The sequence below is a fragment of the Streptomyces sp. NPDC033221 genome, assembly GCF_055577005.1.
The window spans coordinates 179,590-200,928 of sequence record NZ_JBVIQN010000015.1 but is presented as its reverse complement, the minus strand read 5'-3'; the positions used below and the strand labels follow the sequence as shown (position 1 = coordinate 200,928).

Annotated in this window: 18 protein-coding genes and 1 other RNA gene; 10 read left to right on the top strand and 9 right to left on the bottom strand. The window is 73.1% G+C overall.

Annotated features, from left to right (window positions below; all coding sequences use genetic code 11):
- Positions 1-382 precede the first annotated feature (382 nt).
- Both ACZ53K_RS21575 and ACZ53K_RS21570 read left to right on the top strand, forming a co-directional pair.
- A complete protein-coding gene (locus ACZ53K_RS21575; RefSeq protein WP_468838874.1) occupies positions 383-1,363 on the top strand; it encodes a helix-turn-helix domain-containing protein in 981 nt (326 codons plus the stop codon).
- A gap of 190 nt (positions 1,364-1,553) precedes the next feature.
- Positions 1,554-2,039, top strand: a complete 486-nt coding sequence (locus tag ACZ53K_RS21570; protein WP_468838872.1) for a rhodanese-like domain-containing protein — start codon at positions 1,554-1,556, stop codon at positions 2,037-2,039.
- A 429-nt stretch (positions 2,040-2,468) separates the two neighbouring features.
- On the opposite strand, the gene rnpB is transcribed toward ACZ53K_RS21570, so the two are convergent.
- Positions 2,469-2,869, bottom strand: an RNA gene (rnpB, locus tag ACZ53K_RS21565) — RNase P RNA component class A.
- Positions 2,870-2,946: 77 nt separating this feature from the next.
- Between rnpB and ACZ53K_RS21560 the strand changes: the two genes are divergently transcribed.
- Together ACZ53K_RS21560 and ACZ53K_RS21555 are read left to right on the top strand one after the other, a co-directional pair.
- Positions 2,947-3,849, top strand: a complete 903-nt coding sequence (locus ACZ53K_RS21560) for a MerR family transcriptional regulator (protein ID WP_468838870.1) — start codon at positions 2,947-2,949, stop codon at positions 3,847-3,849.
- A complete protein-coding gene (locus ACZ53K_RS21555; protein ID WP_468838867.1) occupies positions 3,842-4,507 on the top strand; it encodes a hypothetical protein in 666 nt (221 codons plus the stop codon). The genes ACZ53K_RS21560 and ACZ53K_RS21555 overlap by 8 nt, the downstream gene beginning before the upstream one ends.
- On the opposite strand, the gene ACZ53K_RS21550 is transcribed toward ACZ53K_RS21555, so the two are convergent.
- Positions 4,494-5,957, bottom strand: coding sequence for an RNB domain-containing ribonuclease (locus tag ACZ53K_RS21550; protein WP_468838864.1), 1,464 nt, complete (start codon positions 5,955-5,957; stop codon positions 4,494-4,496). The genes ACZ53K_RS21555 and ACZ53K_RS21550 overlap by 14 nt on opposite strands.
- A 200-nt stretch (positions 5,958-6,157) precedes the next feature.
- Between ACZ53K_RS21550 and yaaA the strand changes: the two genes are divergently transcribed.
- Both yaaA and ACZ53K_RS21540 read left to right on the top strand, forming a co-directional pair.
- Positions 6,158-6,955 (top strand): peroxide stress protein YaaA, encoded by a 798-nt coding sequence (gene yaaA, locus ACZ53K_RS21545; protein ID WP_468838862.1) that lies wholly within the window; start codon positions 6,158-6,160, stop codon positions 6,953-6,955.
- Between the two features lie 77 nt (positions 6,956-7,032).
- On the top strand, positions 7,033-7,677 hold the full coding sequence (locus tag ACZ53K_RS21540; RefSeq protein ID WP_468838860.1) for a bifunctional 4-hydroxy-2-oxoglutarate aldolase/2-dehydro-3-deoxy-phosphogluconate aldolase: 645 nt from the start codon (positions 7,033-7,035) through the stop codon (positions 7,675-7,677).
- Positions 7,678-7,729: 52 nt separating this feature from the next.
- Here ACZ53K_RS21540 and ACZ53K_RS21535 read toward each other — a convergent pair whose 3' ends face one another.
- The 4 genes from ACZ53K_RS21535 to ACZ53K_RS21520 form a co-directional block, all read right to left on the bottom strand.
- Positions 7,730-9,781, bottom strand: a complete 2,052-nt coding sequence (locus ACZ53K_RS21535) for an alkyl/aryl-sulfatase (protein ID WP_468838857.1) — start codon at positions 9,779-9,781, stop codon at positions 7,730-7,732.
- 373 nt (positions 9,782-10,154) lie between these two features.
- Positions 10,155-11,348, bottom strand: a complete 1,194-nt coding sequence (locus ACZ53K_RS21530; protein ID WP_468838854.1) for a bifunctional RNase H/acid phosphatase — start codon at positions 11,346-11,348, stop codon at positions 10,155-10,157.
- Positions 11,349-11,351: 3 nt separating this feature from the next.
- Positions 11,352-12,095: a zinc ribbon domain-containing protein gene (locus ACZ53K_RS21525; protein WP_468838897.1), complete on the bottom strand. Its 744-nt coding sequence runs from the start codon at positions 12,093-12,095 to the stop codon at positions 11,352-11,354.
- On the bottom strand, positions 12,092-12,958 hold the full coding sequence (locus ACZ53K_RS21520; RefSeq protein WP_468838851.1) for a Nif3-like dinuclear metal center hexameric protein: 867 nt from the start codon (positions 12,956-12,958) through the stop codon (positions 12,092-12,094). The genes ACZ53K_RS21525 and ACZ53K_RS21520 overlap by 4 nt, the downstream gene beginning before the upstream one ends.
- Positions 12,959-13,255: 297 nt before the next feature.
- On the opposite strand from ACZ53K_RS21520, the gene ACZ53K_RS21515 reads away from it, so the two are divergent.
- Entirely contained in the window at positions 13,256-14,626 is a 1,371-nt protein-coding gene (locus ACZ53K_RS21515) for a hypothetical protein (RefSeq protein WP_468838848.1), read from the top strand.
- 150 nt (positions 14,627-14,776) lie between these two features.
- Positions 14,777-14,944, top strand: coding sequence for a hypothetical protein (locus ACZ53K_RS21510; protein ID WP_468838845.1), 168 nt, complete (start codon positions 14,777-14,779; stop codon positions 14,942-14,944).
- 114 nt (positions 14,945-15,058) lie between these two features.
- On the opposite strand, the gene ACZ53K_RS21505 is transcribed toward ACZ53K_RS21510, so the two are convergent.
- The 3 genes from ACZ53K_RS21505 to ACZ53K_RS21495 are packed head-to-tail and all read right to left on the bottom strand — an operon-like array spanning position 15,059 to position 18,078.
- Positions 15,059-16,012 carry a 3-oxoacyl-ACP reductase gene (locus ACZ53K_RS21505; protein ID WP_468838842.1) on the bottom strand — a complete coding sequence of 318 codons (954 nt, stop codon included), beginning with the start codon at positions 16,010-16,012 and terminating at the stop codon, positions 15,059-15,061.
- Positions 16,013-16,067: 55 nt separating this feature from the next.
- Positions 16,068-17,153 (bottom strand): Zn-dependent alcohol dehydrogenase, encoded by a 1,086-nt coding sequence (locus tag ACZ53K_RS21500; protein WP_468838839.1) that lies wholly within the window; start codon positions 17,151-17,153, stop codon positions 16,068-16,070.
- Between the two features lie 58 nt (positions 17,154-17,211).
- Positions 17,212-18,078, bottom strand: a complete 867-nt coding sequence (locus ACZ53K_RS21495) for a MaoC/PaaZ C-terminal domain-containing protein (protein WP_468838837.1) — start codon at positions 18,076-18,078, stop codon at positions 17,212-17,214.
- A gap of 378 nt (positions 18,079-18,456) precedes the next feature.
- Here ACZ53K_RS21495 and ACZ53K_RS21490 point away from each other — a divergent pair, with 378 nt between their 5' ends.
- Positions 18,457-19,776, top strand: a complete 1,320-nt coding sequence (locus ACZ53K_RS21490) for a sensor histidine kinase (RefSeq protein WP_468838835.1) — start codon at positions 18,457-18,459, stop codon at positions 19,774-19,776.
- Between the two features lie 159 nt (positions 19,777-19,935).
- Positions 19,936-21,333: a condensation domain-containing protein gene (locus ACZ53K_RS21485; protein ID WP_468838833.1), complete on the top strand. Its 1,398-nt coding sequence runs from the start codon at positions 19,936-19,938 to the stop codon at positions 21,331-21,333.
- The last annotated feature ends 6 nt before the right edge of the window (positions 21,334-21,339 follow it).

Here is a 21,339-nt window from a genome sequence, read left to right as displayed (position 1 = left end):
TCAGCCCACCACCCTGCGCATACCTCATGCAGACGGCATACCGCCGCGACCATCAACTGTCAGCCCCTGAGACACCACGCTTTGAAGGTCAGTAGTTCGGAGAAGTGCGCACCCGCGCCAACATCCTGGAAGCCCTGAACCGGGGCATCGGCCTGCGCGTCGGCATGGTCGACGTACTGCCGGGCCAACGGATTGCCGAGGGCCGCGCCGAACTGGAAGCCATGGGCGTTCGCCGGATCAAGACGCGGACTCGGGCGGCCCCCCTCGGCCGTCCGTGCAGGGCCGTCAGCCGACGGCCCCTGGTCGCTCGCGCGCCGAAGCGCTCCCCTCCGGCGCGGCCGGTGCGGTCTGGCCGGAAGCTGCTGATGGTTAACATCCAGCCATGGCGAAGACGCAGGTGGTGGCTGTACTGGCGTTCGACGGAATGGCGCCCTTCGAGCTGGGCGTGGTGGTGGAGGTCTTCGGCCTGTCCCGGCCCGAGCTGGGTGACCTGCCCTGGTACGAACTGCGGGTGTGCGCCGAGGAACCCGGCCGGGATCTGCGGGCGGTCGGCGGGTTCACGGTGCGCGCCGAGTACGGGCTCGACGCGCTGGCCGCGGCGGACACGGTCATCGTGCCGGGCGTGGCCGAGGCCGGGGCGGAGGTTTCGCCCGCCCTGGTGGAAGCACTGCTGCGGGCCCACGCGCGGGGAGCGCGCCTGGTCTCGATCTGCTCGGGGGCGTTCGCGCTGGCCGCGACCGGCCTGCTGGAGGGCCGGCGCGCCACCACCCACTGGCGCTACGCCCGCACGCTGGCCGAACGGCATCCCGGCGTCGAGGTGGACCCCGACGTGCTGTACGTCGACAACGGCGACGTCCTCACCAGTGCGGGCAGCGCGGCCGGTATCGACCTGTGCCTCTACCTGGTGCGGGCCGATCACGGTGCGGCCGTCGCCAACGCGGTGGCGCGCCGCTTCGTGGTTCCGCCGCACCGCGGGGGCGGACAGGCCCAGTTCATCGAGGCGGCGGTGGGAGAGATCAGCCCCGAGGACGACGGTGTCACGCGGAGCATGAACTGGGCGCTGCGCCATCTGCGCACCCCGCTGTCCGTGCCCACCCTGGCCCGGGCCGCGCGCATGTCGGAACGCTCGTACTCGCGGCACTTCACCCGCCGCAACGGCGTGAGCCCCATGCGCTGGGTCATCGCCCAGCGGGTGGCCGCCAGCCTGCCGCTGCTCGAATCCGGCGAGGGGACCGTGGACGAGGTCGCCGCCGCGGTCGGCTTCGACAGCACCGCGACGTACCGGCACCACTTCACCCGCCGGATGCGCACGACGCCGACGGCCTACCGCAAGACGTTCAGCCGCGTCCCCGCGCACTCATGAGGGTCACTCCGTACGACTGGCGGAATTTTGGCTGGCGGAATCTGGCTGGCGGAATCTTGGCGACCGCAGGCGGTCACGTCACTCGTGGGGCGGGTCCGGGGACCGGAGGATGGAGCCGCAGCCAGCCGGGGACACCCGGCACGGCCCCCGGAATCCTGTCCTCTGACCAGCAAGAACAAGAGGTGCCCCCATGCCTGCCACCGCTCCCGCCGATATCGCCGGCGCCGTCCTGAGCGTGCCCGCCGCCGCCCCGGCCGAGGCCGCCGCCCACTACACCGCCCGTCTCGCCTTCGAGGCGGACGTCTCCGACGTCCACGCCGATCTGGCATCCGGCGCACCCGGCGTCGTGGTGGTCGACACCCGCGACGATGCCGCCTGGGAGCAGGGCCGCATCCCCGGCGCCCTCCACATCCCCACCGCTCGGATCGCCGACCTGGCACCGCAGCTGATCGAGCCGGCCCAGACCGTGGTCACCTACTGCTGGGGCCCTGGCTGCAACGGCGCGACCCGCGCGGCGCTGGCCTTCGCCCACCTCGGCTATCAGGTCAAGGAAATGCTCGGCGGCTTCGAGTACTGGGTACGCGAGGGCTTCGCCTACGACTCCGCCACCGGTGCGGAGCAGCGCCCCGTCGACGACCTGACCGCCCCGCGCTCGGGTGTCTCCTGCGCGTGCTGAAGGACACCGCACGGCCGGACGGCGTGATCCGACCGGCCGTCGCGGCCGACCTGCCAAGGACAGGAAGCCGCCGGCTTGGCCCTCTCCGCTGTCCTGGTCAACATCTCCTCCAACAGCGCCCGGATGCGCACGCCGGGCCCGTCACCTTCCTCGCCTCACCACTGGCGTCCGGCCTGTCCGGTACGGACCTGCTGAGCGACGGCGGCTCCGTCAAAACCGTCTGACGCGACGGGCCGTCCGTTCTGCGATCCAGCAACGCCGGGCCAGACGGCTGGGGGCTCGATTCGTTCTCGGGTGAACCGGTGGCGGATGCTGCGCAAGGCCGACCAGCACCGCGAAGGGGGTAGTCGCACCCCGGACAGTCCGAAGCCGGAGGGCCCTCCGGTCTGGCGTTCTGCCAGGTCGGAGGGCCTTGTGACGGCTGGGCAGCGGACGAGTCGACCTATACGCCGGGTTTTGTCACCGAAGGGCCTTGCGGCCCGTCGGGAGACGGCCATCCATCTAGGGCTGCCGTTGCCGGCAGCCTCGTGCGGTCTACCCGCGGACTCGGGCGGGCAGCCCTCGGTCGTCCGCGCAGAAACACCGGGGTGTTTCCTCTTGACCTTGCTCCGGGTGGGGTTTACCTAGCCCTCCGAGTCACCTCGGAGGCTGGTGGTCTCTTACACCACCGTTTCACCCTTACCGAGGACCGGAGTCCTCGGCGGTTTGCTTTCTGTGGCACTGTCCCGCGGGTCACCCCGGGTGGGCGTTACCCACCACCCTGCCCTGTGGAGCCCGGACGTTCCTCGGGGGGATGCGGTGCATCCCCACGCGGCCGTCCGGCCGGCTCGTCCGCCGTGCGGACCATGGTACCTCCCGGCCGGCTGAGGCTTGACCTTGTCGTAGCGGCAACGTTTCTACTGGCCGTATGAGGATCGGAGAGCTCGCGGCGCTGGTCGGCGTCACCACCCGGACCGTACGGCACTACCACCACCTCGGACTGCTCCCGGAGCCCGAACGCAGGGCGAACCGGTACCGGGAGTACGGGCTGCGCGACGCGGTGATGCTGGCGCGGGTGCGGCGGCTGACGGAGCTGGGGATCGGGCTGGGCGAGGTGCGCGACGTGCTCGCGGACGACGCCGGGCGGGATCTGCAGGAGGTGCTCGCCGAGCTGGACGCGGACCTGGCGCGGCAGGAGGAGATCCGCGGCCGACGGGAGCGGCTCGGGGCGCTGCTGCGGGAGGTCCGGGAGAACGGGGAGCTGCCGTACGAGGGGCCGTACTCGGAGCAGCTGGCGGCGCTGGCCGGCGAGATGAAGCGGGTTTCCGCCGGGTTGCCGGGGCCGGAGCCCGCGATGGCGGTCAAAGAGCGGGAGTTCCTGTCGCTGCTGGAGACGGCTTCCGGGGAGGAGGGCGGGCAGCGGGTGATGTCGGTGATGAGCGACGCGCTCACGTCGCCGGGGGCCATGGAACGGGCTTACGAGGTCTACGCGTTGCTGGACGGGCTGACCGCGGCGGAACCCGGTGATCCGCGGGTGGAGGAGGCGGCCCGCGCCCTCGCCGCGAGCATCCCGGACGGGCTGAAGGCGGAGCTGCGCGGGCTGGAGGGCCTGGAGCGGGCGGAACCTGCGGGGCGTGGGGCGCGGGCGCCGGCCAAGTTCCTGGATTCGTACTTCGCGGACTTCGCGGGCTTCGCACCGGCGCAGGAGGAGGCCGTACGGCGGGCGATTTGTCTGGCGTTGGATCGCGGGGAGAGGGAGATGGAGGAGATGGGGGAGATGGAGGCGCAGGGTGGGGCTGGAGAAGGTGGAAGGGAGCGGGGGCATGGGTGAGGGGACCGTCGGGAGCGGGGCCGGAGCGGGGGCCGGGCGGCTGCTGCTGGCTCATGAAGGGCGGTGGATGGCCAGTCTGGGGCTGTGGGTGGCGCGGCGGCGGGACGGTGTGGGGGCCGGGGAGCGGGAGCTCGGGTACGCGCGGGCGCAGGCGCCGATGCTGTATGGATTCATGTTCGTGTGCGTCGTGGAGGCGGTCGGCGTCGCGTTTCTGCTCGCGAAGAATCCGGTCGCGCACTGGATCATGCTGGTGCTGGACGTCTACACGGTGCTGATGGTGGTGGGCCTCCAGGCCGCCGCCGTGACCCGGCCGCACGTCGTGGGGCCCCGCGGGCTGCGGGTCCGCGCCGGTGCGCGGATGGATGTGTGGATACCGCTGGAGCGGATCGCGTCCGTCCGTTACGACCTGCGTTTCCCCAAGACGGAGACGGCCGGGCGGGAGGCCCAGGAACGGAATGGGGTGCTGGAGCTGGCGGTGGCGGCGCAGACCTGTGTGACCGTTGAGCTGAGCGAGCCGGTCACCGCCGTGAAGCTGCTGGGGCAGCGATTGAAGGTCCGTACCGTGCGGTTCCACGCGGACGAGGGGCGGGAAGCGGTCGCCGCCATCAGGGAGCAGCTGGCGGCGGTGAAGGGGCAGGGCGTGGTCACACCGGTGTGAAGCGGACGGGGGCGTGGCCGGGGTCGGCTTCGGTGAGGCGGACCCGCAGGCTCCGGCCCAGCGGCAGCTCCGGGACCGCTTCGCCGCCGTCGACGCGGCCGATCACCGCCGGGTCGTCCAGGTGCACCGTGCCCCGGTCCGGCCGGGTGTCGTGGACATCGACCACGTACCCGTCGAAGACCTCGCCGAGCCGGTCCTGCATCAGGGCCGCCTCGACGAGGTCGACGCACTCCCGCTCGACCCGCCCGGCCCGGCGGCCGCCCTCCGTCATCTCGCCGGGCAGTGCGGGCAGTGCCGTACGGACCCAGTCCGGCGCTTCCTTGCCCGCCGCCGCGGCCAGGCACAGTTCGGCGCCGTAACGGTCGGCGAGGCGGCGCAGCGGTGCGGTGACGTGGGCGTACGGGGCGGCGACGGCGGCGTGCCGGGCGTGTTCCGGGGCGGGCGGATCGCCGTCGAAGACGGTGTAGCCGGCGCCGCGCAGCAGGGCCGTGCAGTCCTGGAGGAAGGCGGCGTGCGGGGCGCGGGAGGGGTCGAGGGTGCGGACGAGGGCGGCGTACGAGGTGTGGGGCGGCCAGTCGACGCCCAGGGCGCGGGCGGTGCGGCGCAGGCGGGCGACCGCGCCGTCCGGGGCGGTGGGGAGCGTACGCAGGACGCCGGTGCCGGAGGCGAGCATCAGCTCGGCCGCGGCCATGCCGGTGAGCAGGGAGATCTGGGCGTTCCAGGCGTCGGCGGGGCGGGGCGCGCGGTAGGCGAGGGTGTAGCCGTCCGGGTGCTCGATGATCTCCTGTTCGGGGACGTTGAGGGAGATGCCGCCGCGGGCGGCCTCCAGGTCTTCGCGCAGGCGGCCGATCGTGCGGAGGAGGGCCAGCGGCTCCTCGGCGGCGCCGGTGTCGATGGCGCGCTGTACGCCCTCGTAGTCCAGCCGGGCCCGCGAGCGGACGAGGGCGCGGCGCACGTCGGTCGAGCGCAGCGCGCCGTCCGCGTCGAGGTCGAGCCGCCACAGGACGGCGGGGCGGTCCTCGTCGGGCAGCAGGCTCGCGGCGCCCTCGCCGAGGACGGGCGGGTGCAGGGGGATGTGCCCGTCGGGGAAGTAGAGGGTCGTCACGCGGCGGTGCGCCTCGGCGTCCAGGGCGCCGCCGGGGGTGACGAAGGAGGCCACGTCGGCGATGGCGTAGTCGACGCGGAAGCCGCCGCCGGGGCGCCGGGACAGGTACATCGCCTGGTCGAGGTCCATGGAGCCGGGCGGGTCGACGGTGAACAGGGGGATGTCGGTCGCGTCGGTGGCGGCCGTGTCGGCGGGCGGGTGCGGCCAGCGCGCGGCACTGTCCGCCTCGGCCTGCGCGGACAGCGGAAAGGTCTGCGGGACGTCCAGCCGCGTCCGCAGCTCCCGCAGCGCGGCCCGCACGGGGGCCTCGGCTGCGGCGGTCACGCGGAGGTGGCGGCGGGGCATGTTTTTGAGCGTAGGGGGGTTGGGGGGCGGGGGCACGTCAGGGTGGGGAGGCGGGAGGGGGAGGGGGAGCGGCTCAGGGCCGGAGGCCCCTCGCAGTCGGGCCGCCCCGCCGCCCGGGCCGCCCGCCCACACCGTGCGGTCCGCCCCGGCCCGAACCGTAAAGTGGCGGGGCCAGTGCACAGAAGGGTAAGGAGAAGCGCGTGCTCGTGTTGTTGCCGCCGTCCGAAGGGAAGGCCGCGTCCGGGGGCGGGAAGCCGTTGGACCTGGGGGCGCTGTCGCTGCCCGGGCTGGGCCCGGCGCGGGAGGCGGTTCTCGAAGAGCTGGTCGGGCTGTGCGCGGCGGACGAGACGAAGGCGCAGGAGGTCCTGGGGCTGAGCGACGGTCTCCGGGGGGAGATCGCCAAGAACGCGGGGCTGCGCGAGGCCGGGACGCGGCCGGCCGGGGAGATCTACACGGGCGTGCTGTACGACGCGCTGGGGCTCGCGACGCTGGACGCGCAGGCGCGGCGGCGGGCCGAGTCGTCGCTGCTGGTGTTCTCGGGGCTGTGGGGCGCGGTACGGGTCGGCGACCGCATTCCGTCGTACCGCTGCTCGATGGGGGTCAGGCTGCCGGGTCTGGGCGCGCTGGGCGCGTACTGGCGTGCGCCGATGGCCGAGGTGCTGCCCGCGGCCGCCGGGGACGGGCTGGTCCTGGACCTGCGGTCGGCGGCGTATGCGACGGCCTGGAAGCCCAAGGGCGAGGTCGCGGGCCGTACGGCGACGGTGCGGGTGCTCCAGTCGAAGACCGTGGACGGTGTCGAGAAGCGGTCGGTGGTCAGCCACTTCAACAAGGCGACGAAGGGGCGGCTGGTCCGTGACCTGCTGACGGCGGGGCGCGCGCCGGAGGGCCCCGCGGAGCTGGTCGAGGCGCTGGGTGACCTCGGGTACGTGGTGGAGGCCGAGGCGCCGGCGAAGGCGGGCAAGGCGTGGGCGGTCGATGTGGTGGTGAAGGAGCTGTAGAAGGGCGAGAATCGACAGGCGTTGCAATATTTGCAACGATCGTTGCGGATGTTGAAGGACGGGCGCACTATGGGCCCGTGACTAGCGCTGCCCCCTCCCCCGCCGCCCCGCCCTCCGTGCTGGGCCTCGCCCCCGTGATCCCGGTCGTGGTCCTCGACGACGCGGCCGACGCCGTCCCGCTCGCCCGCGCGCTGGTGGCAGGCGGACTGCCCGCCATCGAGGTGACGCTGCGCACGGCGGCCGCCCCGGAGGCGATACGGGCCATCGCCGACGCGGTCCCGGAAGCGGTCGTCGGCGCCGGGACGGTCCTGACCCCCGGGCACGTGGACACGGCGGTCGCGGCGGGCGCCCGCTTCCTCGTCAGCCCGGGGTGGTCGCCGCGGCTGCTGGCCGCGATGAAGTCCTGCGGCCTGCCGTTCCTGCCGGGTGTCTCGACGGCGTCGGAGGTGGTGACGCTGCTCGACGAGGGCGTGACCGAGATGAAGTTCTTCCCCGCGGAGGCCGCGGGCGGCACGGCGTACCTGAAGTCCCTCGCCTCGCCGCTCCCCCACGCCCGGTTCTGTCCGACCGGCGGCATCGGCCTGAACTCGGCCCCCGACTACCTGGCGCTGCCGAACGTGGGCTGCGTGGGCGGTACGTGGATGCTGCCGGGCGACGCACTGCGCGCCAAGAACTGGGGACGGGTCGAGGAACTGGCCCGCGAGGCCGCGTCGTTGCGCTGAGGCGCTGAGGCGACCACGCGGCCGGGCGGGCGGGCGGGCGGGCGGGCGGATGCTACGGCGTGACGATCGGGAACGACGGGTCCGGCACCGTCAGGTAGCCGAAGACGGTGTCCGCCGCCGGCTGGTCGTCGACGCGGAGGTTGCCCGCCTTCACCGCCGCGTCGAAGTTCCGCTGGAACAGCGGGCCTTCGAGGAGGAGCGAGTCGAAGGCCGCCCTGGTCAGGATGATGGTGGCCTGCGGCTTGCCCGCGTACAGGTCCTTGCCGTCCACGTACACCAGGACGCCGTTGCGCAGTGTGGTGGTGCACTCCTGGCCGGTGTCCGTGAACTGCCACTGGAGGACGATCGCGGCGCGCTGTTCCCGTGCCGCCGCCGGCCCGTCCACGCTGCGGGCCATCGCCGCGAAGACCTGCTCCAGGGTCATGCTGCGGACCAGGTCGGGGGCGCCCTTGCTGGTGGGCTCCTGCGGGCCGTGGCGCAGTTCGTCCGCGCCGGTCAGGAAGAAGTTGCGCCACGGGCCGTTCCCGGCGCCGTAGCCGAGCTGGGTGAAGGCCTTTACCTGGAGGGCCTTGGCATCCTGCACGGCCTTTTCGGAGACGGTGGCGGGGTCGGCGAAGATGACGTGGTTGAGCAGTTCCACGACCCAGCGGTACGCGTCCGGGTCGCCCTCGTGCCCGTCGTACGTCTCTTGCGCCTTCCGTACGACGGCTTCGGCGCCGCCCATCGCCGCCACGTACCGCGTTCCGGCCTCCGTCGGCGGCAGGTTCCACAGGTGGGCGGGATTTCCGTCGAACCAGCCCATGTAACGCTGGTACACGGCCTTGAAGTTGTGGCTGAGCGAGCCGTAGTAGCCCTGGTTGTACCAGTGCTCGGCGAGACCGGCGGGGAGGTGCTGGAGTTTCTCGGCGATCTCGATGCCCGTGTATCCGCGGTTGATGAGCCGCAGCGTCTGGTCGTTGAGGTACGCGTACATGTCCCGCTGATTGCTGAGGAATTCAAGGATGCTCTCCTTACCCCAGCGCGGCCAGTGGTGCGAGGCGAATTCCACTTCGGTGTACTCGCCGAAGGTCTGGATCGCGTCGGTGAGGTATTTCGCCCAGGCGTGCGCGTCCCGTACCTGGGCGCCGCGCAGGCTGAGGATGTTGTGCAGGGTGTGGGTGGCGTTCTCGGCCATGCACAGGGCCCGGAGTTCGGGGAGGTAGATGTTCATCTCCGCGGGCGCCTCGGTGCCGGGCGTCAGCTGGAAGAGCAGCCGTACACCGTCGATGACGCGGCGGTGCAGCCCCGCCCGCCACGGAATGACGTCGGCGGGCGACCAGTCGTCGCTGGTGACGGCCTGGGCGCTGCCGATGTAGTCGGTCGGCGGCAGCAGGGTGACCTCGCCGGTGGAGACGGTCAGCCCCAGGCCCGAACCGACCTGCGCGTACGGGCTCTTGTCCAGTTCCGCCGCGTACATGTACCCGGCGCGGCGCTGCATCGCCGGGCCCGCGTAGACGTTCTCGCTGACGGCGTGCTCCAGGAACCCGTCGGGCGCGATGACCGGGAGGCCTGCGGGGATCTCGTCGTTGTGCTCGGCGAACAGGCCGCGGGCGCCGCCGAAGTGGTCGACGTGGCTGTGGGTGTAGATCAGCGCACGGATCGGGTTCCGGTTCCCGGTGCTCTCGCGGTACAGCTTCAGGGCCGCCTGCGCGGTCTCGTAGCAGGCCAGCGGGTCGATGACGATGATCCCGCCGTCTCCCTCGATGATCGTCATGTTGGACAGGTCGTAGCCGCGCACCTGGTGGACGGCCCTCCGCGCGTCGGAGACGACCTGGAACAGGCCGGCCGTCGCGGTGAGCATCCCCTGGCGCCACAGGCTCGGGTCGACCGTCGGAGGTGCCTGCTCCTCGCCGTCGGTGAGGAAGTCGTACGCGGCGAAGCTCCACACCTCCTTGCCGCTGTCCGACCGGGAGTAGACCGTCGGTACGTCCGGCACCGCCAGCAGCCCCCGCTGCGCGTCCTCGAAGTCCTGCGAACCGCGCTCCCGTAGGCGCTCCGCGGCCTTCCGGTTGGCTTCCGCCACGGACGGGGAAATCTCGACGGGTCCGGTGTACTCGCTGGGCATACCAACCTCCGTACAGGCATGCGGAATTCACGCATGCGGCGGGGAAAAGGCGCCGATCGCGCCCCGGTGTGCGAGCGACGTTAGGAAACCGGTGTGCGCGGTACAAGGAACCAAACAAGCCAGCCGCGCGATCCGGCGCCGCACCGGCGAAAAGCGCAGGAATCACGCCAGAAGGAAGGGCTGGAAAAGTGGGGAACCTCGACCGGAAACGGGCCGGAGAATCCTGACCGGTGATACGGAAACCCGCCCGCAGCCTTTGCGGGCGTACGGGCGGGCATACGGGCGGGCGTATGGGCCGGCGTACGTTCAGGCGTACGGGCGGGGACCGGAGCCCGGAACCGGAATCCCGGCCCCCGGCGGGCGCCCCGGTCCCTCAGCGCAGATGCGCCGTCTCGTTCAGCAGCCGTACCGACGCGTTCCCGTCGGTGTAGTACGCGACGGCCGACAGCGACGCGGCGGAGAGTTCCATACGGAACAGCGACTCCGGCGGGGCGCCGAGGGCCAGCCGTACCAGCGTCTTGACCGGGGTGACGTGGGTGACCACCAGCACCGTACGGCCCGCGTACCGGGCCAGCAGCTTGTCGCGGGAGAGGGCGACGCGGCGGGCGACGGAGGCGAACGACTCGCCGCCGGTGGGCGCGGCCTTGGCGGACCCGAGCCAGGCGGCGAGATCTTCGGGGTGGCGTTCCTGGACCTCGCCGAAGGTCAGACCCTCCCAGGCGCCGAAGTCGGTCTCCCGCAGGCCTTCCTCGACCCGTACGTCCAGGCCGAGGCGGGCCGCGACGGTCTCGGCCGTCTGCCGGCAGCGCTTGAGGGGCGAGCTGACGACGGCCTGGACGGTGCCGCGGGCGGCGAGCGCCGCGGCGACCGCTTCGGCCTGCCGGTGGCCGGCCCCGGACAGCTCCGGGTCGGAGCCGCCGCTGCCGGAGAACCGCTTCTGCGGGGTCAGCGCGGTCTCGCCGTGCCGCAGCAGGACGAGGGTGGTCGGCGCGCCCAGGTCGGCGGGCGCCCAGCCGGCCGGCGACACCTTCGGCGCGGTGTCCGGCCCGGCCTCCGCGGCTTCGGCCGCCGCGTCGGCCGCGCGGGCCGCTGCGCTGCGCGCGGGGCCGCCCGCGTCGAGTTCGGCGCGCGAGTCCCGCGGCTCCCACTGGCGGCCCGCCTTGCCCGCGTCCATCGCCTCGTTGGCGAGCCGGTCGGCGTGCTTGTTCCGCTCGCGCGGAATCCACTCGTACGTCACCTGCGAGGGCGGGAAGATGCTCCGCGCCTGTGCCGCCAGCGGCCGCATGTCCGGGTGCTTGATCTTCCAGCGGCCCGACATCTGCTCGACGACCAGCTTGGAGTCCATCCGGACCCGGATCTCCGCCTCCGGGTCCAGCGCGTGCGCGGCCCGCAGCCCGGCCAGCAGGCCGCGGTACTCGGCGACGTTGTTGGTCGCCGTGCCGATGTACTCGGCGGCCTCCGCGAGCGCCTGCCCGGTCTCCGGGTCGATGACGACCGCGCCGTAGCCCGCGGGCCCCGGGTTGCCCCGGGACCCGCCATCGGCCTCGACGATGAACGTACGGGACACGGACTACAGGCCCGAGTCGGGCGTGCGCACCAGGATGCGGCTGCAGTTCTCGCAGCGCACGACCTTGTCAGCGGGCGCGGTGCGCACGTCGTTCAGCTCGGTGATGTCCAGCTCCAGGCGGCAGCCCTCGCAGCGGCGCTGGAAGAGGCGGGCGGCACCGAGGCCGCCCTGCTTCTCGCGCAGCCGGTCGTAGAGCTTGAGCAGGTCGGCCGGGATGTCGGCAACGGTCAGCTCGCGCTCCTTGCGGACCGTGTCGGCCTCGGCGTCGATCTCGCCCCAGGCGGCGTCCCGGCGGGCGGTGGCGTCGCTGACCTTGGCCTGGACGGACTCCACGCGCCCGGTCAGCTCGGCGACCCGCTCCTGGGCGGACTCGCGGCGCTCCATGACCTCCAGGACGACGTCCTCCAGGTCGCCCTGGCGCTTGGCGAGGGAGGCGATCTCCTTCTGGAGGTTCTCCAGGTCCTTGGGTGAGGTGATGGCACCGGAGTCCAGGCGCTGCTGGTCGCGGGCGGCGCGCTGGCGCACCTGGTCCACGTCCTGCTCCGCCTTGGTCTGCTCGCGGGTGGTGTCGCTCTCCTCGGTCTGCGCGGCGACGAGCAGGTCGCGCTGCTGGGTGAGGTCGCCTTCCAGGGTCTGGATCTCGGCCAGCTCGGGGAGGTTCTTGCGCTTGTGCGCGAGCTGGCTGAGCCTCACGTCCAGGGCCTGGACGTCGAGGAGGCGGATCTGGTCGGCGGGCGCGGCGTTCAGCGGGGGGCTCCTGATGTATTCGTCGGGGTCGTGCGGGCGTCGGACGCCGCGTGGGCGGTCCAGGGGTCGGTGACCGTGCGCGACACGTGGGTGCGCAGGTTCCAGCCGTGCCGGTCGGAAATCTCGTCGAGCTGGGCCGCGGCCTGCTCGCACCAGGGCCACTCGGTGGCCCAGTGGGCGGCGTCCAGCAGCGCCAGCGGGCTCTTCTGGGTCGCCTCGGAGGCGGGGTGGTGGCGCAGGTCGGCGGTGAGGAACGCGTCCACACCGGCCGCCCGTACGTCGTCGAAGAGGCTGTCGCCGGAGCCGCCGGAGACGGCGACCGTGCGGATCGTACGGTCCGGGTCGCCGGCGATCCGGACGCCCTGCGCGGTGGCGGGCAGCCGGGCGGCGGCGTACGGGCCGAACTCCGCGAGCGTCATCGGGTGCGGCAGCTCGCAGATCCGGCCCAGGCCGCGGCGGCCGTGGGGGTCCGTGGCGTCCGGCACCAGCGGACGCAGGACGCGCAGGTCCAGGGCGCCGGCCAGGGCGTCGGAGACGCCGGGGTCGGCAGTGTCGGCGTTGGTGTGCGCGACGTGCAGCGCGATGTCGTTCTTGATCAGCGTGTGCACGACGCGGCCCTTGAAGGTGCCGGCCGCGACCGTGGTCGTACCGCGCAGGTAGAGCGGGTGGTGCGTGACCAGCAGGTCGGCGCCGATCCGGACCGCCTCGTCGGCGGTCTCCCGCACGGGGTCGACGGCGAACAGGACCCGGCGCACCTCGGCGTCCGGATCACCGCAGACCGTGCCGACGGCGTCCCACGATTCGGCCCGCTCGGGGGGCCAGAGGGCGTCGAGCGCGGCGAGGACTTCAGACAGTACGGGCACGGGTGGAAGGTTACCTCCCAGCCGTACCGGTATGCCGGGCCGCTTCGGGCGGCGGCCCGGCCGGGCGGGAGCGCCATGGCCACCGGGGCGTACGGCGGGCCCCCGGACCCCGGGGCGGCCCGGCGCCACGGCCGCTTCCACCGCCGCCCCCGCCCCGCTTCAGGAGGCACAAGCTCCCCCCACGTCTCAGGCGAACCGGACATCCGCCACTCATTTGCGTGAAGTGCCGCAACCTTCGCTGCTCGTTTGAGAGTGCGAAAACTAGCTTCGACCGCACTGACTGGAGGTGAGCACTCGATGACAGCCTGTGTCACCGAGGATGCCGCGACGCCGGACACCCGGCAGCACAGCGCGGCGCTGACGATCGCCGCCGACGGCTCCTACGCCGCCCGGCTCGCGCGGCACGAGAGCACCGGGAGCTGGTACCCCGAGCGCTGGACGCTGGCGGGGCCCGAGCCGTACACGGTCCCGCTGCCCGGCCGCCGACCGGAGGAGCCGGGCACCGGGCTGCTGCCCCTGGTGGACGGCCGGGTCCTGATCCGGCGCCGGGTCGCGGACCGGCACGCGCTCGGCCTGCTGTACCCGACCGGCCCCGGCACCGGCGAACTGCCGCTCGGCGCGGTGGAGGCCGCGGAGCTGACGCTGCTGCCGGCCGCGCCCTGCGGCGCGCGGGCGTACGCACTGGCGCCGGGCGGGCACTCCACCGTCCTGTGGCTGGTGCACGACGGACGGCAGTCCACCGTGCCCGGCCGGGCGCGCTCCGTGCCCGCCTGCGTCGCCGAGATCGAGGGGCGCTGCGCGGGCGGCGTCTGGCTGGACCGTACGGGCCGGCTGCTGGCCCTCGACCAGGAGCTGGGCGGGCGCACGAAGACGGTGGTGGTCGACCTGGAGCGCGGCGGCGAGGTCAGCCCGCTGCTCCAGATCACCGAGGAGAGCAACGACCGGCTGCTGCTGGCCGACCCGGACAGCGGCCTGCTGGTGCTGCGGTCGGACGCGGCCGGGCACGACCGGCTGGGCTGGGGCGTGCTGGGCAGCGCGCTGCCGGTGCGCTTCCCGGAGTGCCTGCGGCTGCCGGACGCCGCGCTCCGGCCGTTCGCCGTGCAGTCGGGCCAGGCGCTGGCGCCGGAGAGCAGTGCGGTGGCGTTCCGTATCGACGCGGCCGCCGGCACCTGGCTGGGCGTGTGGCGGCCCGCGGAACGCCGGCTGCGGCAGTTGCCGCCACCGCGTGGCTGGCTGGCGGGCACCGGGCTGTGGACGCCGGACGGCGAGCTGCGGCTGCCGTACGAGACGCCGGCGGTGCCGTGCGGGGTGGCCCGGCTGCCGGCGTCCGCCACGGGTGCGCCGTATCCGGAGGCCGAGCCGTGCGGTCCGTCCGCCGGGGCCGGGGGTGGTGCGGACGCGTCCGCCGCGCACGCTTCCGCCCTGGTTCTTCCCGCCGGGGACCGTACGTCCGCCGGCTTTCCGGTCAGAACCGCACGATGGGTACGAGTCCCCTCAACTCCCCCGTCGATGTACGTGCATACGCAGCCACCACCGCCCGCTGCCTCCACAGCATCCTCACAAGTGGAACCCGTGACCCAGGAACCGTACGGCGCGTCCGCGCATCCCTCTCCGTGCAGACCGGTGCCACTGCAACAGGCGCCGCTGGCGGCCCGGGAGGCCCGGTAGAGCAAGATCTTTCGCTTCGTTAGTATCGGGCGGGGGCTGCGCGGCCGGTCGGCCGGCCACCGACGGCAGGTGCCGCGGCACATCCCAGCTGCCGCTGGGAGAGGTCCCGACGCGTACAGCCGCAAGCGATCCGACGGAGTGACTCCTCTCATGTCCGAAGCCCGAACCGATACGACCCAGGCGCGCCCGCAGGACGCCGACCGGGCCGCCGCGGCGGCGGCAGGCGCCGGCAGGCACCGCGGTCCGGCCGCCTCGGAGGACGCCGACGCGTCCCCGAACGGCCGGCACCGCCGGAGCAAGCAGACGCAGGACGCCTGAGCCCCCCGGGGGGGGGACCGCCCCGGGCCGCGCCCCGCACGACGGCCGTGGCTCCCGTACTGCCCGGTCAGGGGTACGGAAGCCACGGCCGTCGCCGTGTCTGGTACCAGGGCCTCAGCGCCGCTTGAGGGCGAGCACCTCCGCCGCCGCGAACGTCTCCTCCGGCGGGCGTTCCGCGTAGTACGGCGTCAGTACGCCGTCCAGCTCCGCGTACGTGAACGCGTCCTTCGCGGTGTCGAACTGCGCGGCCACCCTGGGCCGTTCGACCACCGCGACCATCCCGCCGTGCACCACGAGCAGTTGACCGTTGACCCGCGCCGCCGCGGGCGAGGCCAGATAGCCGACCAGGGGCGCGACGTGCTCGGGGGCCAGCGCGTCGAGGGCCCCCTCCCCCGGCACTTCGAACCCGGCGAAGACGTCCTCGGTCATCCGCGTACGGGCGCGCGGGCAGATGGCGTTGGCGGTGACCCCGTACTTGGCCAGCGCGAGCGCCGACGACGTGGTGAGGCCGACGATGCCGCCCTTGGCCGCCGCATAGTTGGGCTGGCCCGCCGAGCCCGCGAGGAACGCCTCGGACGAGGTGTTGACGAGCCGCCCGTACACGGCGGCACCGGCGGCCTTGGAGCGCTCGCGCCAGTGGGCGGCGGCGAAGCGCGTGGTGTTGAAGTGACCCTTGAGGTGGACGCGGATCACCGAGTCCCACTCGTCCTCCGTCATGGAGAACACCATCCGGTCGCGCAGGATGCCCGCGTTGTTGACCAGGATGTCCAGCTTGCCCCAGCGGTCGACGGCCTGCTGGACCAGGCCGCGGGCCGTCTCGTGGTCGGCGACGTCACCGGCGTGCGCGACGGCCTCGCCGCCCGCCGCGCGGATCTCGGCGGCGGTCTCCTCGGCCGGGCCCGCCGACGCCGCGCCGGAGCCGTCCCGGCCGGGCCGGCCGTGGTCGTTGACGACGACGGCCGCGCCGAGCCGGGCGAGTTCCAGCGCCTCCGCCCGGCCCAGGCCGCGGCCCGCCCCGGTGACGATCGCGGTCAGGCCGTCGAGCGGCCGTTCGGTGGGAGCACTCACGTTCTCGGCTTCCTCTCGTCCGTCGGGGCCGGGCCGCCACACAGGGACGGCCGTCTCACATCTCGATGCACGTACGCAGGGCCGTACCGGTACGCATCTGCTCCAGCGCATCGTTGATCTCGGAGAGCCGGACCCGGTGGGTGATCAGCCCCGCCAGGTCGATCCGGCCCGCCCGCCACAGCGCGATCGCCCGCTCGTAGGAGCGCAGCGTGTCCTGGCCCCCGTACAGCGACGGCAGGATGCGCTTCTCGTCGAAGAACAGCTCGAACATGTTGACCTGGAAGTGGTCGTCCATCGCCCCGGCACCGACGATGCAGAGCGTGCCGCCGCGCCGTGTCGCCTCGTAGGCGGTGCGGGCGGTGGCGGACCTGCCGACCACCTCGAAGACATAGTCGAAGCCCTCGCCGCCGGTGATCCGCTGCCGCGCGTCGGCCAGCTCCTCCGGGGCCACCGCTTCGGTGGCCCCGAAGCGCAGCGCCGCCTCGCGCCGCGTGGCCACCGGGTCCACCGCGACGATCTGCGCCGCGCCGCACACCCGCGCGCCCTGCACGGCCGAGATGCCGACCCCGCCGCAGCCGATCACCGCGACCGACGCGCCGGGCGCCACCCGCGCGGTGTTCATCGCGGCCCCCAGCCCCGTCGTCACCCCGCATCCGATCAGCGCCGCGATCCCGTACGGCACATCGTCCGGGATCGGTACGGCGCAGTTGGCGGCGACCACCACCTCCTCGGCGAAGGTGCCGGTGCCCGCGAAGCCGAAGACGTCGGACGGGTCGGCGCCGGGCCGCCGGAAGTTGGGGGTGCCGGCGTTCATGAACCCGGCCAGGCACAGGTGCCGCTGACCGCGCTTGCAGGACGGACACGTACCGCAGGCGGGCAGCCAGCACATCAGCACCCGGTCCCCCGCCGCGAGCCCCTGGACGCCGTCCCCCACCTCCACGATCTCGCCCGCGCCCTCGTGCCCGGGGACGAACGGGGCGGGCTGCGGCAGCACCCCGCTCATCGCGGACAGGTCGGAGTGGCACAGCCCGGTCGCCCGGATGCGGATGCGCACCTTCCCCGGCCCGAACCCCACCGCCTCGACCCCGTCGAGGACTTCCAGCTTCTCCTGCCCTGTCTGGTGCTGTATCGCTGCGCGCATGGTGCGCTCCCTTCGCGGGGCGGCGGATCGGATGGCCGAGCGCTGGACGACGGGGCCCTCACCCGCCGTTCGGGACGGTGCCGACGACCGTGCCCGCCAGGACCGGCGCGTCCTCGCGGTCGGCCGCCGTGACCGACACCAGGACCCGCTCCGGCTCCTGCCACATGCGCACGCGCAGCGTCTCGCCGGGGAAGACCACCCCCGCGAACCGGGTCGTGTACGCGGCGACGCGCGCCACGTCGCCGTCCAGCACCTCGTCCACCACCGCCTTCAGCGTGATGCCGTAGGTGCACAGCCCGTGCAGGATCGGCCGGTCGAAGCCGGCCAGCTTGGCGAACTCGGGGTCGGCGTGCAGCGGGTTCCAGTCGCCGGACAGGCGGTAGAGCAGCGCCTGGTCCTCCCGTACGTGCCGCTCGACGGTACGGTCCGGCGCGCGCTCGGGAAGTTCCCGCCGGCCGGACGGGCCCCGCTCCCCGCCGAAGCCGCCCTCCCCCTTGACGAAGATCTGCGTGTCGCACGTCCACAGCGGCCCGTCGTCGTCGGCCGTCTCGGAGCGCAGCACGATGACCGCGGCCTTCCCCTTGTCGTACACGGCGGGCACGGTGGACGTCTGCACGGCCCGTCCCCGTACGGGCAGGGGCCGGTGCACGGTCATGGTCTGGCCGCCGTGCAGGACGGCGGCGAGGTCCACATCGATGCCGGGCGCGGACAGGCCGCCGGCCAGCGCCATGCCGCCGCCCGCCACCGTGGCGAAGCTGGGCAGCACGTGCAGGGCGCTCTCCAGGGTGTAGCGCAGCTCACCGGGGTCGATGGCGGGCACGCCGGCGCCGATGCCGAGGTGGTAGAGCAGGACGTCCTTCGGCTCCCAGGCGAGTTCGGTGGTCCGCGGCTCGGCGGAGGTGGCCTTGGCGGCGTCGATGGGCATGGGGCTGCTGCTCCTTCACCACGGTGTGAAGACCCCGGCCCGGCCGTCCGCACCGTCGGCCGTGCCGGGGTCGCCTGCGGTCGGCGGTGCGCGCCGGCGGTCCGGGCGGTGCGGGGACGGCAACCGGCCCGGCCTTCCCGTTCTAGAACGCGTTCTATCCGACGGCATCCATGTATAGCCGATCCGGCAGCAGCCCGGAACCCCTGACGGCCCGTCAGGCGGACGCGCCGCACCCACCCGCCCGGCTCCGTGACATTTGTCCACCCCGACCGCGTACATTCGCGTCTGCCGGAGCCGCCGACGGCGCCGGTAGCGTCGCGAGCAGGGCCGAGCAGAGCGCTGACAGCGGCGCGGAACAGGAAAGAGGCAGTACCGAACGTGCGCAGGAACCGGCAGACCGAACAGAACACCCAGGACGGGCGGGGCAGCGGGCGCGGCCCCGGCCGGCGGTCCCGCGCCTGCAAACCGGCCGCGCCGGGCTGGTCCGGCCTGCTCGACGTGCCCATCGAACCGCACCAGGGCGCCGGGACCGGGGAAAGCGGCGGACGCGGCCCCGCCAAGGGCGAGGGGCCGCGCGGCTACACCTTCCTGCCCTGGCTGCTGATGGGCGTCGGCGCACTGTCCAACATCATCAGCGGCAAGTCGCAGGACACCTGGCTGGCCGGCCTCGGCCTGCTCGCCTTCAACTCCATCTACATCTTCGTCGTCTTCTCGGCCTTCAACCCCCGCTACCGCGACTCTCGCGTCCCCGTGTACGGGCTCGCCGCCCTGACCGCCGTCACCTACGCCATCTCGATCACCTTCGGCCACGCCTGGCTGCTCTTCTTCCCGCTCCTGTCCCTGGCCTCCGGCGCGGTACGGACGATCCGCGGCAAGCCCCACTTCGTCCTGCTGCTCGTCCTCAGCGGCTCGGCGGGCATCATCGCGGGCCGGCGCTTCGGCGACCACTGGATGGCCGCCGCCATCGGCTACGGCACCTTCTTCTCCGGCATGGTCGCCGCCACCGTCATCAGCCTCTTCGACACCGTCAAACAGCTCGACGCGACCCGCGAGGAACTGGCCCGCACCGCCGTGGAGAAGGAGCGCCTGCGCTTCTCCCGCGACCTGCACGACCTGCTCGGCCACACCCTGTCGGTGATCGTGGTCAAGGCCGAGGCGGTACGGCGGCTCGCGCCGCGCGACCTCGACGCGGCGCTGGCCCAGGCCGCCGACATCGAGGCGGTGGGCCGCCAGGCGCTCACCGAGATCCGCGAAGCCGTCACCGGTTACCGCGAGGGCAGCCTGGGCACCGAGCTGGACCGCGCCCGCTCCGCCCTGGAGGCCGCCGGCATCGAACCCGTCGTCCGCGAGTCCGGCCCGCCGCTGCCCCCGCAGACCAGCGTGCTGCTCGGCTGGGTCGTACGCGAAGGCGTCACCAACACCGTCCGGCACAGCGGCGCGACCCGCTGCGAGATCGAGGTCCGCACCGACGCCGCCGGCGACCGCGCCCGCCTGACCATCACCGACGACGGCCACGGCCCCACCCCGTCCGCGATACCGCCCGCCACCGGCGGCACCGGCCTCAAGGGCCTCACCGAACGCCTGGCCACCGCCGGCGGCACGCTGGACACCGGGCCGGACGGGCGGCGCGGATTCCGGCTGGTGGCGGAGCTGCCGGTGGACCGGGACGAAAGCGGTCCGGAAGGCGCCGGAAGCTAGGAGCCCTTCCCGCGCACGGCTCAGCACGGCACCGTACTGCACCACAGCGCTCCGCCCCGCAACTTCGCCCTCAAGGGATAACTCCCGCCCCGTACGGGACAACCTCTAGGACACGCCCCGGCGGAGTCCCGGGGCCTACGAACGGAGAACCCCGTGCGCATGACCGACATCCAGCGTTGCGAGATCCGGCCCGGACGGCTCGTGGAATGGACGCTGCACCCGGAGGTCGTCGAGACCGCCATGAGCCTGCCGCACGACACCCGCCCGCCCGCGTACATCCAGGAGTCCCACGTCCGTACGGCGCGCTCGGTACGCCAGGACGGCCTGTTCGTACCGACCTGGCTCGGCACCGCCTTCGACCTGCCGGGCAAGGCCGACCTCGACGTCCTCCAGGAAGCACTGCGGACCTGGACGCTGCGGCACGAGACACTGCGCAGCGGATTCCGCTGGGCCGACGACGAGATGCGAAGATTCACGCTCGCCGCCGACGCCGTCGTGCTGCACCGCGCGGAGATCGGCGACTTCCCCGACGCGGCGGCGCTGACCCAGCATCTGCAGGATCGTTTCGACGCCGCGGCGGACGCGCTCAGCTGGCCGAACTTCATCTTCGCCGCGGTCGTCCGGGACGACAGCACGAGCGTCTACATGGCGTTCGACCACAGCAACGTCGACGCGTACTCGATCCAGCGCATCACCGCCGAGATCCACGAGCTCTACACGGCCGGCCTCGAAAGCCGCACCCTGGACACCGCCCCCGTCGCCAGCTACGTCGACTTCTGCGCGGCCGAACGCAGCAACGCCGACCAGGTCGACGACACCCACGAGATCGTCGCCCGCTGGCGCAAGTTCATCGCCCAGTGCGACGGGAAGCTGCCGAACTTCCCGCTGGACCTCGGCCTCGCCCCCGAAGGGCCGCTGCCCACCCAGAAGTTCCTGCACGAGATGCTCGTGGACGACACCGCGGCGGCGGCCTTCGAGGAGTACTGCCGCCCGTACGGCGGCAGCTTCATCGGCATCCTCGCGGCCACCGGCCTGATTGTCCGCGACCTCGGCGGCCGGCAGGTGTACCGCACCGTCGTGCCCTTCCACACCCGGGCGAAGTCCCAGTGGTCGGACTCCGTGGGCTGGTACGTGGGCGGCGCGCCGATCGAGATCCCGATAGGGCAGGCGGCGGACTTCGACAGCGCCATGCAGATGGTCCGGGTCTCCTTGCGGGAGAACCGGTCACTGTCCCGGATCCCGCTGGCCCGGGTGCTCCGGCTGCTGGGCTCGGACTTCCGGCCCACCTCCCCGGACCTGTACTCGATCGTCTCCTTCGTCGACGCGCGCGGCGTCCCGGGCTCCGAACAGTGGCAGCACCGCAAGGCGTACGGGCTGATCCGGGTCTCGTACGGCGACCAGGTGTGCGCGTGGATCACCCGGCTCCACGAGGGCCTGCAGTTCGCCGGCCGCTACCCGGACACCGAGGCCGCACACGACAGCCTGCGTCAGTACATCGAACGGCTGCGCGGACACATCCTCTCGGTGGCCCGGGAGAGCACCGCGGCGCGCGCCTGACGACCT